The sequence below is a fragment of the Actinomycetota bacterium genome (assembly GCA_035540895.1).
Classification (GTDB): Bacteria; Actinomycetota; JAICYB01; order JAICYB01; family JAICYB01; genus DATLFR01.
On the sequence record DATLFR010000192.1, the window covers coordinates 1 to 14,640 of the forward strand.

The 14,640-nt window shown below is 70.4% G+C and carries 18 protein-coding genes; 9 read left to right on the forward strand and 9 right to left on the reverse strand.

The features are described from left to right. Together VM840_10955 and VM840_10960 are read right to left on the reverse strand one after the other, a co-directional pair. Positions 1–181 (reverse strand): hypothetical protein (locus VM840_10955; protein HVL82094.1); only part of this gene is annotated, 181 nt, incomplete at its 3' end. Then, positions 178–438 carry a hypothetical protein gene (locus VM840_10960; GenBank protein ID HVL82095.1) on the reverse strand — a complete coding sequence of 87 codons (261 nt, stop codon included), beginning with the start codon at positions 436–438 and terminating at the stop codon, positions 178–180. The genes VM840_10955 and VM840_10960, both read right to left, overlap by 4 nt. A gap of 72 nt (positions 439–510) precedes the next feature. On the opposite strand from VM840_10960, the gene larE reads away from it, so the two are divergent. The 4 genes from larE (at position 511) to infA (ending at position 2,956) form a co-directional block, all read left to right on the forward strand. After that, positions 511–1,320, forward strand: a complete 810-nt coding sequence (gene larE, locus VM840_10965) for an ATP-dependent sacrificial sulfur transferase LarE (GenBank protein HVL82096.1) — start codon at positions 511–513, stop codon at positions 1,318–1,320. A 39-nt stretch (positions 1,321–1,359) separates the two neighbouring features. Then, the gene (locus tag VM840_10970; protein HVL82097.1) at positions 1,360–1,602 is read left to right on the forward strand and encodes an NIL domain-containing protein; all 243 of its coding nucleotides are present in this window, start codon (positions 1,360–1,362) and stop codon (positions 1,600–1,602) included. A gap of 4 nt (positions 1,603–1,606) precedes the next feature. Next, entirely contained in the window at positions 1,607–2,599 is a 993-nt protein-coding gene (locus VM840_10975) for a CvpA family protein (GenBank protein ID HVL82098.1), read from the forward strand. Between the two features lie 156 nt (positions 2,600–2,755). Next, on the forward strand, positions 2,756–2,956 hold the full coding sequence (gene infA, locus VM840_10980; GenBank protein ID HVL82099.1) for a translation initiation factor IF-1: 201 nt from the start codon (positions 2,756–2,758) through the stop codon (positions 2,954–2,956). Positions 2,957–3,213: 257 nt separating this feature from the next. Here the strand turns inward: infA and VM840_10985 are convergent, their stop codons facing one another. Together VM840_10985 and VM840_10990 are read right to left on the reverse strand one after the other, a co-directional pair. Continuing rightward, entirely contained in the window at positions 3,214–4,257 is a 1,044-nt protein-coding gene (locus VM840_10985; GenBank protein ID HVL82100.1) for a TIGR00730 family Rossman fold protein, read from the reverse strand. 24 nt (positions 4,258–4,281) lie between these two features. Continuing rightward, positions 4,282–4,731: an SRPBCC family protein gene (locus VM840_10990; protein ID HVL82101.1), complete on the reverse strand. Its 450-nt coding sequence runs from the start codon at positions 4,729–4,731 to the stop codon at positions 4,282–4,284. 50 nt (positions 4,732–4,781) lie between these two features. Here VM840_10990 and VM840_10995 point away from each other — a divergent pair, with 50 nt between their 5' ends. Next, on the forward strand, positions 4,782–5,603 hold the full coding sequence (locus VM840_10995; GenBank protein HVL82102.1) for a hypothetical protein: 822 nt from the start codon (positions 4,782–4,784) through the stop codon (positions 5,601–5,603). Here the strand turns inward: VM840_10995 and VM840_11000 are convergent. Next, positions 5,588–6,787 carry an alkyl sulfatase dimerization domain-containing protein gene (locus VM840_11000; protein HVL82103.1) on the reverse strand — a complete coding sequence of 400 codons (1,200 nt, stop codon included), beginning with the start codon at positions 6,785–6,787 and terminating at the stop codon, positions 5,588–5,590. The two genes, VM840_10995 and VM840_11000, sit on opposite strands and share 16 nt — an antisense overlap. An 89-nt stretch (positions 6,788–6,876) precedes the next feature. Between VM840_11000 and VM840_11005 the strand changes: the two genes are divergently transcribed. Genes VM840_11005 through VM840_11015 form a run of 3 tightly spaced genes read left to right on the forward strand, consistent with a single transcriptional unit; the run spans position 6,877 to position 9,625 of the window. Continuing rightward, entirely contained in the window at positions 6,877–7,290 is a 414-nt protein-coding gene (locus VM840_11005) for an SCP2 sterol-binding domain-containing protein (GenBank protein ID HVL82104.1), read from the forward strand. Continuing rightward, on the forward strand, positions 7,290–8,879 hold the full coding sequence (locus VM840_11010; protein ID HVL82105.1) for an AMP-binding protein: 1,590 nt from the start codon (positions 7,290–7,292) through the stop codon (positions 8,877–8,879). Before VM840_11005 ends, VM840_11010 begins: the two co-directional genes overlap by 1 nt. After that, complete coding sequence (locus VM840_11015) at positions 8,867–9,625, forward strand: maleylpyruvate isomerase family mycothiol-dependent enzyme (protein HVL82106.1); 759 nt, start codon at positions 8,867–8,869, stop codon at positions 9,623–9,625. Before VM840_11010 ends, VM840_11015 begins: the two co-directional genes overlap by 13 nt. 49 nt (positions 9,626–9,674) lie before the next feature. Here the strand turns inward: VM840_11015 and VM840_11020 are convergent, their stop codons facing one another. The 3 genes from VM840_11020 to gnd form a co-directional block, all read right to left on the reverse strand. Further along, positions 9,675–10,103, reverse strand: a complete 429-nt coding sequence (locus VM840_11020) for a hypothetical protein (GenBank protein HVL82107.1) — start codon at positions 10,101–10,103, stop codon at positions 9,675–9,677. 81 nt (positions 10,104–10,184) lie between these two features. Beyond that, on the reverse strand, positions 10,185–11,627 hold the full coding sequence (zwf, locus tag VM840_11025) for a glucose-6-phosphate dehydrogenase (protein ID HVL82108.1): 1,443 nt from the start codon (positions 11,625–11,627) through the stop codon (positions 10,185–10,187). Next, complete coding sequence (gnd, locus tag VM840_11030; GenBank protein HVL82109.1) at positions 11,624–12,583, reverse strand: decarboxylating 6-phosphogluconate dehydrogenase; 960 nt, start codon at positions 12,581–12,583, stop codon at positions 11,624–11,626. Before gnd ends, zwf begins: the two co-directional genes overlap by 4 nt. Before the next feature lie 2 nt (positions 12,584–12,585). On the opposite strand from gnd, the gene VM840_11035 reads away from it, so the two are divergent. Further along, positions 12,586–13,860 carry an MFS transporter gene (locus tag VM840_11035; protein ID HVL82110.1) on the forward strand — a complete coding sequence of 425 codons (1,275 nt, stop codon included), beginning with the start codon at positions 12,586–12,588 and terminating at the stop codon, positions 13,858–13,860. On the opposite strand, the gene VM840_11040 is transcribed toward VM840_11035, so the two are convergent. Continuing rightward, a partial coding sequence (locus tag VM840_11040) for a glucose-6-phosphate isomerase (GenBank protein HVL82111.1) occupies positions 13,844–14,640 on the reverse strand: 797 nt, incomplete at its 5' end. The genes VM840_11035 and VM840_11040 overlap by 17 nt on opposite strands.

Consider the following 14,640-nt stretch of genomic DNA (forward strand, 5'->3'; position numbering starts at 1 on the left):
TGTCCGATCCGGCCAGTCCGGCGTGCCGGACGCTGTTGGCGACGAGCTCACTGAGCAGGAGCTCCAGCACCTCGAGGACCCCTCCCTCGAACCACCCGAGCTCCCTCAGCCAGTGCCGCACCTCCGCCTGCGCGGTGGGACGGGGCTCCACGGTGAGGTGTGCCTGTGACACGGCGCTCACGACCCCTTCTGCGCTCCGCTCGACGCGCCGGCCGGGATCTCGTTGCCGGGCATCCGGACGAGCGCCGCCGCCTGCTGCCTCATCCCGTTCGTGTCGTTCACCGACTCCGACCTCTGGAGCACGTCGTCCAGGCAGGTCGGGCAGAGGTCCATCACGTGGTAGGAGTTCTGGTCGCGCTCGAACAGGACCTCCTTCGCCCGCTCGAGTGGAAGGGTCGTTCCGCAGATCTCGCAGTTGACGCTTATGTCTCTGGCCATGTCGTCCTCCTCGCTCACCCGGGTGCATACCCACCCACCCCGCGGCTAACGCCACCCGGTTAGGGTGGTCGGGTGGATGGCCGGCTGCAGACGGTGCTGGAGGACCTGCGCTCCGTGGTCGTCGCCTACTCGGGAGGCGTCGATTCCTGTTACCTCGCGTACGCAGCGAACAGGGTGCTGGGCTCCCGAGCCATGGCCGCGATCGCGGACTCCCCGTCGCTCCCGCGGGCGGAGCTCGCCGAGGCATTGGACGTGGCCCGCCGGGCGGGGTTCGCGGTCGAGGTCGTGCGGACGGACGAGTTCGAACGCCCTGAGTACCTCCGCAACGCGCCGGACCGCTGCTTCCACTGCAAGCAGGCCCTGTTCGACAGCCTCTTCCCCCTCGCCGCGGACCGCGGTTTCGCGCACGTGGCCCTCGGGACCGTCACCGACGACCTGGGGGATGTCCGGCCGGGCCTGGAGAGCGCCCGGCGGCGGGGCGCGGTCCAGCCGCTCCTGGACGCCGGGCTGGCCAAGTCCGACGTGCGGCGCCTGGCCAGGGACGCCGGGCTCCCCGTATGGGACAAGCCTCAAGCGGCGTGTCTCTCCTCCCGGATCCCCCACGGGACCCCGGTATCCGTCGACGCCCTGCGGACCGTCGAGCGCGCAGAGGCAGCCGTCCGCGCCCTCGGGTTCACCCAGGTGAGGGTGCGTCATCACGGGAGCCGCGCCTCGGTCGAGGTGCCCCCGGCGGACCTCGGCCGGATCGGGACCGAGCCGCTGCGGTCCAAGGTCATGCAGGCCGTCGCCGGCGCCGGATACCGTGAGGTGTCCATCGATCCCCGCGGGTACCGGCGCGCCGGTACGAGCCTGCCGGTGGTCGAGGCGCTGTCCGACGGCTAGCCAGACGGCCGCCGTCCACCGGTTAGGGAGGTTGCACAGATGCCGAAGCTGCGGCTGCACCTGACGTTCCCCGACACGCTCATCCAGGAGCCGCTGATCTGGAGGCTGAGCAAGCAGTACGACATCATCACCAACATCCGCCGCGCCAACGTCGAGGAGAAGGTGGGGTGGGTGATCCTGGAGGCCGAGGGCGCCGAGGAGGCGCTCGAGTCTGGGATCACGTGGCTCCGCGAGGTGGGGGTCCAGGTGGACCGGCTCGACGGGGACGTGGTCGAGTCCTGACCGCATGTTCGCGCTCGTCGACCTGGCCCTGCTCGGAGCCTGCTACACCCTGGCCCGCGTCGGCTGGAGGCGCGGGTTCGCCACCCAGGCGCTGGACCTGTTCGGGTTCGGCATCGGGCTGATCGCGGCGCTGCGGTTCTACCGGCTGCCGGCCGCCCCGCTGCGGTGGGTAGGGGTCGGCCCAGGCACGGCGTACGTCGTGGGAGGGGCCCTCATCTTCGTCCCGATCATCATCGCCGTCGCCCTGCTCGGGCTGAAGGTGAACCGGGTCACCTGGCAGCCGGGCATCCACCTGACGAACCGGGTCGTGGGGGCCGGGTTCGGGGTAGCCCTCGCGACCACCGCGATGACCTTCCTCATGCTCGTCTCACAGCTCGCTCCCCTCCCGCTCGGGCTCTCCGACGCGGTCCGACGGTCCCCCTCCGGGAGGCTGCTGCTCTCATCGGCGTTCCCCGCCACCAGGATCCTGCAGCGGGTAGCCGCGCGGGACGCGGAGAAGATGATCCTCTACCTGCGCCAGTCGCTGAGGTTGCAGCGGTCCGACGAGCGTCCCGAGGTGGACGAGGCTCCCCCGATGCGGTTCCCGCCGGCGGCCGCGCACGAGATCGCCGTCGACGAGGGAGCCGAGCAGGACCTCTTCCGGCTGGTGAACGAGGAGCGCACGAAACGCGGCCTGCGCGCGCTCACCTACGACGAGAGGCTGCGCGACCTCGGACGGAGCCACTCCTTCGACATGTACGTGCAGGGGTACTTCGCCCACCGCGGGATGGACGGGTCCTCACCTTCGGAGCGGATGACCCGGGCCCGGATCGAGTACGTCGTGTCGGGGGAGAACCTGGCCATCGCCCCGAGCGTCTCGATGGCCCACGACGGCCTGATGAGGTCACCGGGGCACCGGCGCAACATCCTGGACCCGGAGTTCACCTCGCTGGGGATAGGGATCTACAACGGACCCCGCGGCCTGATCGCGACCCAGCAGTTCTGCGGGGGCTGCTAGATCCGCAGTAGGATCTCTGGCGACCCGAACCGATCGACAGGAGCTCGCGTGGCCAGGAAACGACGTGGCGGCTACCAACCGCGCAGGAGCGGGGGCCGTCCGGCAGCGAACGACGGCCCCCCCGCGACCCGTGACACCCCCGGCAAGGAGGGCGTCATCGAGGCCGAAGGGACCGTCCTCGAAGCGCTGCCCAACGTCATGTTCCGCGTCGAGCTCGAGAACGGACATCAGGTGCTCGGACACATCTCCGGGAAGATGCGCAAGATGTACATCCGGATCATGCCCGGCGACCGGGTGAAGGTGGAGCTCTCCCCGTACGACCTGTCCCGCGGACGGATCGTCTGGCGCTACCGCTAGCCCAAGCAGGTGTGAACAGCGTCACAGCCCCGGGTCCGCGCGCCGTCTAGGCTGCACCCGGCTTCCCCCCCTTCCCCCCGCGTTCGGGAGGTGCTGGGATGAACAACGGGTGTCCCGTCTGCATCGGGCTCGGCCGCCTCGTCGCCCTCGGGGGTTCGATGCAACCGGTATCGCTGCCCTGTCCGGAGTGCGCGGGTATGGCGATAACCCCCGCCTCGGCGGACGACCCCCCGGCGGCCGACCCGTCCACGGAGCCGTCAGGAGTCGTTGAGGTGGTCGATCAGCTGCCGTAGACGTCCGAAGTGCGTGCGGTCGAAGGTGAACGCGACCCGCTGGAGGTCCACGGCGTCGTCGTCCTGGATCTCCACCTTGGAGGGCTCCACCACCTCGAACCCGCCGCGGACCACGATGTCGGCGAAGCGGCTCCCGAGGTCGGCCAGTCCGTCGGGCCCCGGAGCGTTCTTCATCCGCAGCACCAGGCGGTCCTGGACGTACCGCATCGAGTGGTAGTTGCGGTAGAAGCGGTCGATCTCGTTGACGGCGTCCTCGACGTCGTCGGTCAGCTTGAACAGCGCCAGGTCGATCTCGGAGATGTAGCCGTTGGCGAAGAGCCCTTCCTGGATGAAGTCGAGCCACTGGCGCCAGAACGTGCCCCCGGGGCGGTCGAGGAGCACGATCGGGTGGATATCGCTCTTCCCGGTCTGGGTGAGCGTGAGGAGCTCAAAGGCCTCGTCCATCGTCCCGAACCCTCCCGGCAGCAGGACGAAGGCCTCGGCCTCCTTGATGAACATCAGCTTGCGGGTGAAGAAGTATTTGAAGTTGATGAGCTTGGGGTCCTCGGCGATGAAGGGGTTCGGCTCCGCTTCGAACGGCAGGCGGATGTTGACGCCGAAGCTGCGGGCGGCTCCCGCTCCCGCGTTGGCCGCCTCCATCGATCCCGGTCCGGCCCCGGTCACGACCATCCACCCGCGCTCGGCGATCCTGCGTCCGAACTCACGGGCCTGCTCGTAGTCGGGGTCGCCGTCGCGCGACCGGGCCGAGCCGAACACGCTCACCTTCTGCACGTCGCGGTAGGGAGCGAAGATCTTGAACGCGTAGCGCATCTCCTTCAGCGCGGCGTTGATGATCTTGACGTCGAGCCGCGACGCCCCGTCCCGGGCCAGGAGCAGCCCGGTGACGATGATCTGGCCTATCAGCTCTGAGTGGCGCTCGATCCCCGCCTCTGCGATGAGCTGCGAGATCTTCTCGTCGAGCTCGGGGACTCCTGTCGCGTAGCGTCTGCGCGCCGGGGATCTGGCCATGAGACCGATTCTCTCACGGCCCCCTCAGAGGTCGCCCGACTCCAGCCGTCTCTTCAGTTCCTCGAGGGACGCGTCGAGCTCGTGCTGGGCCTGCTGGTCGATGAACGTCCGGACGACGCGTCCGACCAGGCCGCCCGGCAGCGAGTCGAAGTCGTTCGTGAGGTCGACGACGGTGTGGCCGTCCTCGGTCCGGAAATCCCACGTTCCGCGCATCTTCGGTCCTCGCCGCGTGTGGAAGACGACACGCTCGTTCGGGACGAACTCGATGACCTCCATCTCCCCGTCGACGTTGACCGGACCGACGGCCACCGTGGCAGCGAACCGGGAGCCGAGCCCGTAGGCGTTCTCCGGGTCCACCGGCTCGAACCTCTTCAGCGCCTTGAGGAACCTCGGTGGGTTGCGCCAGTCGCTCACGTACGCGAAGACGTCGGAGACGGGGCACGCGATCGCTATCGACCCGCAGAACCGCAGCATGCGACCACTGTAAGGGCCGTTCGCCGAAGCGATGGTGTAGCGTGCTCGCGATGCGGTCTCGGATCGTGCCCGTCGCGATGGCGCTGCTCGCGGGCCTCGCGTGCTCGCGAGGGCAGACCTCGTCGAGCCCACTGCAGAGGGCGCCGGACCGGGCGGTGGAGGCCGGGTCCGCGACGATGGAGGTGACGAGCGACGTCTCGGTCGCCCGGGACGAGGGCACGCTCGCTACGGTCGCCAGGGGGGAAGGGGTGGTCGACTTCACCGCCCGGCGCGCCCGGGCCACCTTGACCGCCTCGCAGGAGAGCGACCGGACGGCGCAGACCCGCCCCTGCGAGGTCGTGATGGACGCCGACCGCGCCTTCCTGAGGATCCCGGAGAGCCACCGCCAGGCGCACGGCGAGAAGGCGTGGATGCGCCTCGAGGCGGTCGCGAACAACGCGCTGGACATCAACTGGGTGCTCGTCGAGCCCACCCTGTCGCTCGATCACATGCGCGCGGCCGGCAGCACCGCGGCGCGCGTCGGGACGGAGGACGTGCGCGGCGCCCGGACGACGCGTTACCGGTTCACGGTGACGGTGAAGGAACTCATCGAAGCGCTGCCGCCCCCCCGGAGGGCGGCGACGGAGAGCCGCCTCGAGCAGCTGCGGGTGAGCGAGGTGACGGCGGAGGCATGGATCGACGACGGCGGTCGCCCACGGAGGCTCGTCACCGACACATCCAGCTCCGACCGGAGGTTCTCGATGAAGACGACGACCGAGCTCCTCGAGTACGGGCGACCCGTTGAGATCGAGCTACCCCCGACCGAAGAGACGGTCCGGGCTCCCGATCAGCGCCCCGCCTTCGCCGTGTGCTTCGGTCAATCGACGTCCTGAGCGGACCCCAAGGCGGCCTCCGCCTCACGGACGGCGTGTCGATAGATGCCCTGGCCCATCAGCGAGGTCTCCTCCTCCGCCCGTCTGGCGAACAGGTCGCGCACCGCGCTCTGGGCCTCCGCCGACCCCGGGTCGGCGAGCAAGGCCCACTCGGCCAGGTGGCACGCGAGGGGCAGGTCCGTCGCGGCCAGCTCACGGGCCCTCGCGACCAGGGGACCGACCCCGCCCGCGAGGCGCGCGATCTCACGGGCCCGGCTCGAGGCGGGGGCCGGTAGCAGGTCCGCCGGCCTCCCGTTCCACCACCCCCCGTAGAGCCGGATCACGTTGCGGATGATGAACTCGGGCCGGTCGTAGATGGGAGCCAGGTACGGGCTGTCCGCCACGTCCGGGATGCGCACCCGGTGCGGTATCTCGTCCGCCACGACCCCCGCGTTCAACAGGTCCAGGGTCTGCTCGACGATCGAGCGGAGGAAGCCGCACACCTCGAGCAGGGCGCTGCGCACCGTGTCGGCGCCCTCGATCGCCGGACCGTGGCCCGGGAGGAGCACCTCCGCACGGAGTCCTGCCATCACCTCCAGCGCGTCCGCCCATCCGTCGGGGTAGCGCTGCACCTTCTGGGGGTTGCCGCAGTTGGGAACCGAGGAGATCCACAGGTCGCCCGTGCACAGGACCCCCCGGTCGGGAGCCCACAACCAGGTCGCGTCGTCGGTCTCCCCCCTCGCGTGATGGAGGTGGAGCGTCTCGCCTCCCACCTCCAGGTCGAGGGAGGTGCGGTAGGTGATGTCCGGACGCCGGAACGCACGCGGCCACCGGACCCCCTCCACCCCGAACTGGACCCGGTTTATGTGCTCGTTCAGCCCGGGGGTGCGCAGGTACCGGTCGAAGCGGGAGTGGACGGCCTCGTGGGCCACCACCCGGGGGTCGGCTCCCTCGGCCTCCCAGGGGCCCCACCCGCCGACATGGTCGACGTGTCCGTGGGTGTAGACCACGGTGTGCAGCGGCGCGTCCGTGAACGCTCGGACCGCGGCGTGGATCGCCGGTCCGCTCAGCTCGTGCCCGCAGTCGACGAGCACCACGCCGTCGGAGGTCAGGAGCGCCGCCGCGTTCGCGAAGGACGGGATGAACAACGTGTCCCGGGCCAGCCGGGCCGGGGCGCTCCCGCCGAAGAACGAGGCGATCGACATGTGCTGAGGGTACGCCCCGCGGTCGACGCCGCGCCCCGCCATCGGACACGATGGGTGGCAGGAGCCACGCGACCACAGGGAGGGCAACGATGTCCGACGATCCGCGGCAGATGCTGGCCGAAGGCATCAAAGACAGGTCCGACGAGGAGATCCTGTCGCTGATGAAGGAGATGAGCGGGAGCGTGGAGCAGGGCCTGGACATGGTCTTCGACGGGATGACCCAGGCGCTGAACCCGGATACGGCCCAGGACTGCGTCATCGGCTACTCGCTCACCGAGGACGGTCAGACCCATGACTACGCCGTGATCGTGAAGGACAAGCAGTGCACCTACGAGAAGCGTGACCCGTCGGACGCACGCGTCACGCTGAGCCTCACGGTGCCCGACTTCCTTCGGCTGATCTCGGGCAACCTCGACGGCATGCAGGCGTTCATGAGCGGGAAGCTCAAGCTGCGCGGCGACATGATGTTCGCCCAGCAGATGCAGCGCATGTTCAACGCCTGATGCGCGGCGGCGCTCTGCCCGACCCGAGGGAGGTGGCGGCGGGGGCCGGCGCGCTGCTGCGCTCGGGGATCGTTCGCCCGCTCGGCCCCCGGGTGCTCGGGACGATCGCCCACCACGTCCGTCGAGGATCCCCGAAGGCGGCTCTCCTGTACGCGATCCACGCGGCCGACCACCCGAGCGATGCCGCCCTCGTCTTCGAGGGCCGGACCACCACCTGGGCGGGGCTGCAGGACCGCATCCGTCGCCTGGCCAACCACCTGCGCTCCCTCGGGGTCGGACCGGGAGACGGCGTGGCGATCATGCTCCCCAACCGTCCCGAGTTCCTCGAGGCCCAGGGAGCGGGGATCCTGGTCGGCGCCCACGTCTCGTTCATCGGACCGAAGGTCCCTGCTTCGCAGGCACAGGACCTGATCCAGAGGACGTCGTCGAAGGTCCTGTTCACCGACCGCGACGACGTCCCGGCGCCCCACGTCATCACGGTCGGGGACGCGCACGAGACGGCCATCAGCGGGGCGTCCGACGCGGAGCCGCCCGTCCCCGGGGAGGACACCGCCGCGCGTGTGGTGATCTTCACCTCGGGAACGACCGGGCGCCCGAAGGGGGCGGTCCGCAACCTCGACGACAACGCGAGCGTCTCCGCCTTCGCCGGGTTCCTGCGGGTCATCCCGTTCAAGCGTGGGGACGTTCACATGGTCGTGTGCCCGCTCTACCACTCGTCGGGCTCGGGGTTCGCGACGGTCTCCCAGGTGCTCGGCTCCCCACTCGTCCTGGTCGAGCGCTTCTCGGAGGAGGCCTTCTGCCGTACGGTCCAGGAGCACCGGGTCACGACGACCGCGGTCGTCCCGACGATGCTCCAGCGGATCTGCGCGTGGGAGCGCACGAAGGAGTTCGACCTGTCCTCGCTGCGCGTCGTCGTCTGCACCGGCTCCCCCTTGCGCGAGGAGGTGCGGGCCGACGCTCGTGCCTTGCTCGGGGACGTCATCTACGACCTGTACGGGTCCACCGAGATGGGGTGGGTGTCGGTGGCGTCGCCGGCCGACCAACGGACCGCCCCCGGTTCGGTGGGCAGGATCGTCCCCGGGGTCGACGTGAAGGTCTGCGACCCGGACGGGAACCCCGTGGCCCCCGGGGAGCGGGGCGAGATATGGGCGGCGAGCAGGGCTCTGATGGAGCGGTACCTCGACGACCCCGACCTGACCACCGAGCGCGTGCGCGACGGCTACGTCTCGGTGCGCGACGTCGGGTACGTGGACGACCGCGGCTATCTCTACGTGGTCGACCGGGCCGACGACATGATCATCTCGGGCGGCGTCAACGTCTACCCCGCCGAGGCCGAGGTCGCCCTCAGCTCGCACCCGAACGTCGCCGAGGCATCGGTCTTCGGGGTACCCGACCCCGACTGGGGCCAGAAGGTGGTCGCGGCCGTCGTGGCGTCCGCGGAGGTGGACACCGACGAGCTCGTCGCCTGGTGCCGCCAGCACGCATCGGCGGCGGCCGTGCCCAAGGAGATCCGGCTCGTGGACGCGCTCCCGCGCAACGACATCGGGAAGGTGAACAAGCGCGCCCTCACCGAGTCATGGAACGGCTGACCCTCCCCGACGTGGTCGAGGACTTCGCCGCCGAGGCGGCTGCCCTCGACGAGCTCCTGGCCGGGATGGACGACGCCGACTGGTCCCGGCCCACGCCCGCGGAAGGGTGGGACGTTCGCGACACCGTCTCCCACCTCGCGGACACCGACGACCTGGCCCACGACTGCGCCACCGGCGGCCCCCGGGACCTGATGACCGAGGCGATCACGGCGGGATCGGGCGAGGCCTTCACCCACGGCCAGGTCCTGAAGGGGCGCGATCGCACCCCCTCCGAGGTGCACGACTGGTGGCGGACATCGAACGAACGTCTCCGCGACGCACTCCTGCGGGTCGACCCGGCTCATCGGATCCCATGGGGGCCGAACCAGATGAGCCCCGTCTCCTTCACCACGGCCCGGCTGATGGAGACCTGGGCCCACTCCCTGGACTGCCACGCCGCTGTGGAACGGGAGCCGGTGGACACGGACCGCATCCGCCACGTCGCTTTCATCGGCCTGCGTGCCCTGCCCTACGCGCTCGGCACGCGGGGGCTGCAGCTGTCCGGACCCGTGCGCCTCGAACTGACGGGTCCGTCCGGAGACGAGTGGACCCTCGGCCCCCCCGGGGCCCCGACCGTGATCCGTGGGAGCGCCTCGGACTGGTGTCGAGTGGTCACTCACCGGGATCGCGGCGACGAGAGGTCGCGACTGGGCGCTTCAGGTCCCGACGCCGACCGGATCCTCACGCACGCGCAGGCGTACCTGTGACGTGAAGGAGCCGCGGCCTGCGGCCGCGGCTCCCTGGTGGCACGTCAGGTCAGGGCGTGGTCGTCGAGCTCGGTTCAGAGGGTGTGAACTGACCGTCACTCGGGGGAGCCCACGGCTCGGGCTCGCTCCCGCCTCCCATGAGACCGGTGACGGTGCTGCGGACCTTCTCGTTCGTGAACAGGAACACTCCCGCGCCGATCGCGATGGACGCCTTCAACAGCTTGCGTCCGCGCCGGCGGGCGGGCTTCGACTGCTCCTCGAGCCGGTCGGCCGCCTTCTCCACGACCTCCATCAGCTCCTTCGCTGCCGAGAAGGCGGTCGTGGCGAACTCCCTGGCGGCAGCAGAGGTGGTCGAGGAGAAGTCCCGGAGGGCCGGCTTGCCCTCCTCGGCCAGGATCGCCGCCTTCTCCTTGATGTCGGAGGCGCGGTGCCGCAGCTCCTCCGCGGTCGGCTTCTTCTTGCTACGACCGAGTCCCATAGGCTTCCCTCCTTGATCGGCCCCGTCCACCATTCTTCCACCTCGGGTAGGGGGCCAAACAAGCGGGAGGGGGGTCGCGAGTCAGTCGCCCAGGTGCCACCCGCCCGGCACGAGGTCGTGCGCCGCCCGCGGCCCCCACGTGCCCGCGGCGTACCGATAGAGCCGGGGACGGTCGTGGACGACGGTCTCAAGCGCGTCCCAAGCCCGCTCCACCTCGTCGGACCGGGGGAACAGCGTATGGTCGCCCACCATCGCGTCCCGCAGCAGCCGCTCGTAGGCCTCCGGGGTCTCGGACCCGAAGTGCGCTCCGTAGCTGAAGTCCATCGTCACCGGCTCGATGCGCATCTCCGGGCCCGGCACCTTCGCGTCGAACGAGAGGCAGATCCCCTCGTCCGGCTGGATGCGCAGGGTCAGGTGGTTCGGAGCGACCGAGGAGTCACGGAAGAGGGAGTGGGGGGCGTCGTGGAACTTCATCGTCACCTCGGTCACTCTCCTGGGCAGGCGCTTGCCGGTCCGGACGTAGAACGGCACGGTTGCCCAGCGCCAATTGTCGATCCAGAGGCGCATCGCGACGAACGTCTCGGTGCGCGAGCGCGGGTCCACCCCCTCCTCGGACCGGTAGCCGGGCGCCTTCCGGCCGTCGACGCGTCCGGGGCCGTACTGGCCGAAGACCGTGTCCTCGGGCTCGATCCGGCGGAGCGCGGCCAGGACCTTCGACTTCTCGTCGCGCAGGGCTCCCGGATCGAAGGACGCGGGAGGCTCCATCGTCAGGAACGTGAGCACCTGGAAGATGTGGTTCTGGACGATGTCGCGCAGCGCCCCCGCCTCCTCGTAGAACCCGCCCCGGTGTCCCACGCCCTCGGACTCGGCGACGGTGATCTCCACCTGGGTCACGTAGCGGCGGTTCCAGATCGGTTCGAACATCCCGTTGGAGAACCTGAAGACGAGGATGTTCTGGACGGTCTCCTTGCCGAGGTAGTGGTCTATCCGGAAGACCTGATCCTCGTCGAAGACCTGATGGATCAGACGGTTGAGCCGCTTCGCCGACGCGAGGTCGTGTCCGAACGGCTTCTCCACGACCATGCGCGACCCCTCGCCGAGCCGGTGCCGGCCGATCTCGGCCACGATCGGCTCATAGGCGGAGGGTGGGACCGAGCAGTAGTAGAGGCGTCTGCCGCCCGCGACCCCGTGCTCACGCAGCTCGTCGTCCAGCCCCGCGAGGTCGTCGTATGCGCCCCGCACGTAGTGCAGCCGCTTGGCGAACCGGGTCCATCGCTTCGCCGCGAAGTCCGGCCTCTTCGTCAGCGCTTCCCGCATCCGCTCCCGGAAGCGCTCGTCGTCGAGGTCCGTGCGCGCGTAGCCGACCACCCGCCACTCATCGGGCATGAGGCCGTCGCGGTCCAGCGCCCACAGAGCCCCGATCAACTTCCGGGAGACCAGGTCACCGGACGCCCCGAAGATGACCACCGTCTGGTCCCCCGGCTTGCGCGGGCGGACCGGCGCGCGCCTCTTCGCTACGGTCACAGGTCCTCGGTCGGACGCACCGCGTGTCCGCCGAACCCCTTCCGCAGGGCGGCGATGACCTTCATCGCGAAAGCGTTGTCCGTCCGGGAGGTGAACCGGGCGAACAGGGCGTGCGCCAGGACGGTGGCGGGCACGCCGCGCTCGACCGCGTCCTGGACCGTCCACCTGCCCTCGCCGGAGTCGTCGACCCATCCGGACAGCGACTCGAGCCGGCGATCGTCGCGCAGGGCGATCTCGAGTAGGTCGAGGAGCCAGGACTGGACCACGCTCCCATGACGCCAGAGCTCGGCCACCGCGTGTAGGTCGATCTCGAACTCGGACGCCGCGTGGAGGAGCTCGAACCCCTCGCCGAAGGCCTGGAGCATCCCGTACTCGATGCCGTTGTGGACCATCTTGGTGAAGTGCCCGGCCCCCAGCGGGCCGACGTGCAGGGACCCCCCGGGCTCCGAGAGCGCCTCGGCGGCGGGACGGATCATCTCGTAGTGCTCAGGGCTCCCCCCGACCATCACGCAGTAGCCGTTCTCGAGCCCCCAGATGCCGCCGGAGACGCCGGCGTCGCAGAACCCGATCCCCGACGCGCTGAGCGTCGTTCCGCGTCTGATCGAGTCGCGGTAGTTGGAGTTGGCCCCGTCGACGATCAGGTCCCCGGGGGCCAGGAGCCCGGCCACCGACCCGATCGCCTCCTCCGTGATCGCGCCGGACGGGAGCATGAGCCACACGACGCGCGGGGCCTCGAGGAGGCGGACGACGTCGGACAGCTCATCGGCCGCGATGGCCCCCTCGGCGGCCAACTCGGCCACGGGCTCCGGAGAGCGATTGTGGACGACGACCTCGTGGCCGTGACGCAGCAGGCGGCGAGCCATATTCGCCCCCATGCGTCCGAGCCCGACGATCGCCAAGCGCATCGTGACGATGCTATGCCTTCGGGACCGCGGCCCGCGATCTGTACCATTCACGCGTGAGCGACCGCAGCAGCGGGTACGGGTGGCGGCCGGCGATCGTCCTGTCGCTGGTGGCGCTCGTCGACCGGATGGAGACGTCCACGGTCGCGGGCGTCCTCCCCCTCATCCAGAGGGAGTGGGGGTTCAGCGATACCGCCGGGGGCGCGATACCCACGGCGGCGACCATCGCCGGCCTGTTGGTGGTGCTACCGGCCGGGTACCTGGCCGACCGAACGGACCGCACCCGGCTGATCGGACTCGTGGTCGCGAGCTGGTCGCTGATCATCTCGCTCTCGGCGGCCGCCCTCTCGTTCGCGATGTTCTTCGCCACCCGCGTGCTGCTCGGCGCGTCGGACAGCACCTACAGCCCGTCGGCGCTCAGCCTGCTCGGCGACTACTACGAGCCCGCTCGTCGCGCGCGGGCGTACGGCGCGCAGCGGATGCTGCACTTCGTCGGACTCGCGCTCGGGGTCCTCGTCGGTGGCGCGATCGGACAGCTCCTCGGCTGGCGCTACGCGTTCTTCGCGATGGTCGTCCCGGGTCTGGCCGTCGCCTTGCTGGCCTGGCGCCTGCCCGAGCCGGCCCGCGGCGCCCACGACGGCCACGACGCGGAGGGTACGCTCGCCACGCGGGGGCCACGCGCGCTGTGGGAGGACTCGCGGTCCCTCTGGCGCGTCCCGACGGTGAGGTTCGTGTTCCTCGGGCTCACCTGCCTGTTCGGGGGGTTGTCCGGGGTGCTGTACTGGCTGCCCACCTTCCTATCGAGGCGGTGGGACCTGGGCGAGTTCCCGGCCGCGGCGCTGACCGCGGGCCTCGGCCTGATGGGGGTCATCGTCGGGACCGCCGTCGGTGGAGCGCTCGGGGACCGGTGGCACGGGACGCGTCGAGGCGGCCGCATCCTGTTGGGCGGGTGGGGAGAGATAGCAGGCTCTCTGGCCCTCGGCGTGGCCTTCTGGCTGGCCCCGCTCCCCCTGCAGGGGCTAGGGCTCTTCTCCGGGTTCGCCTTGCTCTCGATCGGGATCCCCACCCTCACCGCATCTATCGCCGACGTCCTCCCGGCGCACAGGCGGGGGATCGGGTTCGCGCTCGTGACGTTCCTGGGGTCGGCCGTGGGAGCGGTCGGCCCGCTCCTGATCGGGGTGGTGTCCGATGCGACGGGGTCGCTCACCACCGCATTGACCGTCATGACCGGGCCGGCGTTCGCCGGGGGGTTCATCGTCCTCATGGGACGCGGCACCTTCGACGAGGACGCCCGAGCGGTGCGGGAGGGGTTCGTCACGCCCCAGGGGTGACCAGCCCCTCCAGGTCCTCGAGCGTCACCCGGGCCACGCGACGGTTGGCGTCGCGCAGGGCGAGCAGGTCGCCGTCCGCCTGGGCATCGAACAGGCGCCCGAACGTGTATCCGCGCCCCGGGACCTCGAGGTCCTCGCGGTGGGTCTTCGTCACCTGGAGGAACACACCCGAAGCCGGGCCTCCCTTGTGGAACTGTCCGGTCGAGTGCAGGAACCGCGGCCCGAACCCCACGGTGGTGGCGACCCGGTACCGGTCCCGCAACGCCAACCGCGCCCGGGCCAGACGGCGCGAGGTGTCGGTGTCCGGGGTGAGGAACGCCTGGATCGCGATGTAGTCGCCGGGCTCGACCGAGGCGAGCACCTCGGGGGCGGATCCGCGGTCCGGGGGGGACGCGGCCGGCTCCTCGAGCGCCTCGCGCGCCCGGACCTTCGCCGACTCGACGTCCGGCTGGTCGAAGGGGTGGATGTCCAGCACGTGGGCGCAGACCGCGGTGGCGAGCTCCCAGCGGAAGCACTCCGCCCCCAGGCGGGAGGTGTCCGCGATCCGGATCCGGACGACCGGGTGATCCTCCTCGAGCGCGTCCAGCGCGGGATCGAAGCGGTCGTCACCGACCGCGTAGGCGACGAACAGCCGGTCCGAGTCATAGACGGCCGGCTCGCCGAGCGGCTCGGCATCGACGGGCAGGATGCCCTTCGAGTCCTTCCCGAGCGACTCTGCCACCAGCTGCTCGATCCAGGCCCCCATGGGGGCGAGCGCGTCGGGGAGGACGAGCGTGAGCT

Excerpts from the sequence above, each read along its gene's own strand:
- VM840_10960 (HVL82095.1), bottom strand. The coding sequence starts at position 438 with ATGGCCAGAGACATAAGCGTCAACTGCGAGATCTGCGGAACGACCCTT.
- VM840_10970 (HVL82097.1), top strand. The coding sequence starts at position 1,360 with ATGCCGAAGCTGCGGCTGCACCTGACGTTCCCCGACACGCTCATCCAG.
- VM840_10975 (HVL82098.1), top strand. The coding sequence starts at position 1,607 with ATGTTCGCGCTCGTCGACCTGGCCCTGCTCGGAGCCTGCTACACCCTG.
- VM840_10985 (HVL82100.1), bottom strand. The coding sequence starts at position 4,257 with ATGGCCAGATCCCCGGCGCGCAGACGCTACGCGACAGGAGTCCCCGAG.
- VM840_10990 (HVL82101.1), bottom strand. The coding sequence starts at position 4,731 with ATGCTGCGGTTCTGCGGGTCGATAGCGATCGCGTGCCCCGTCTCCGAC.
- VM840_10995 (HVL82102.1), top strand. The coding sequence starts at position 4,782 with ATGCGGTCTCGGATCGTGCCCGTCGCGATGGCGCTGCTCGCGGGCCTC.
- VM840_11000 (HVL82103.1), bottom strand. The coding sequence starts at position 6,787 with ATGTCGATCGCCTCGTTCTTCGGCGGGAGCGCCCCGGCCCGGCTGGCC.
- VM840_11005 (HVL82104.1), top strand. The coding sequence starts at position 6,877 with ATGTCCGACGATCCGCGGCAGATGCTGGCCGAAGGCATCAAAGACAGG.
- VM840_11010 (HVL82105.1), top strand. The coding sequence starts at position 7,290 with ATGCGCGGCGGCGCTCTGCCCGACCCGAGGGAGGTGGCGGCGGGGGCC.
- VM840_11015 (HVL82106.1), top strand. The coding sequence starts at position 8,867 with ATGGAACGGCTGACCCTCCCCGACGTGGTCGAGGACTTCGCCGCCGAG.
- VM840_11020 (HVL82107.1), bottom strand. The coding sequence starts at position 10,103 with ATGGGACTCGGTCGTAGCAAGAAGAAGCCGACCGCGGAGGAGCTGCGG.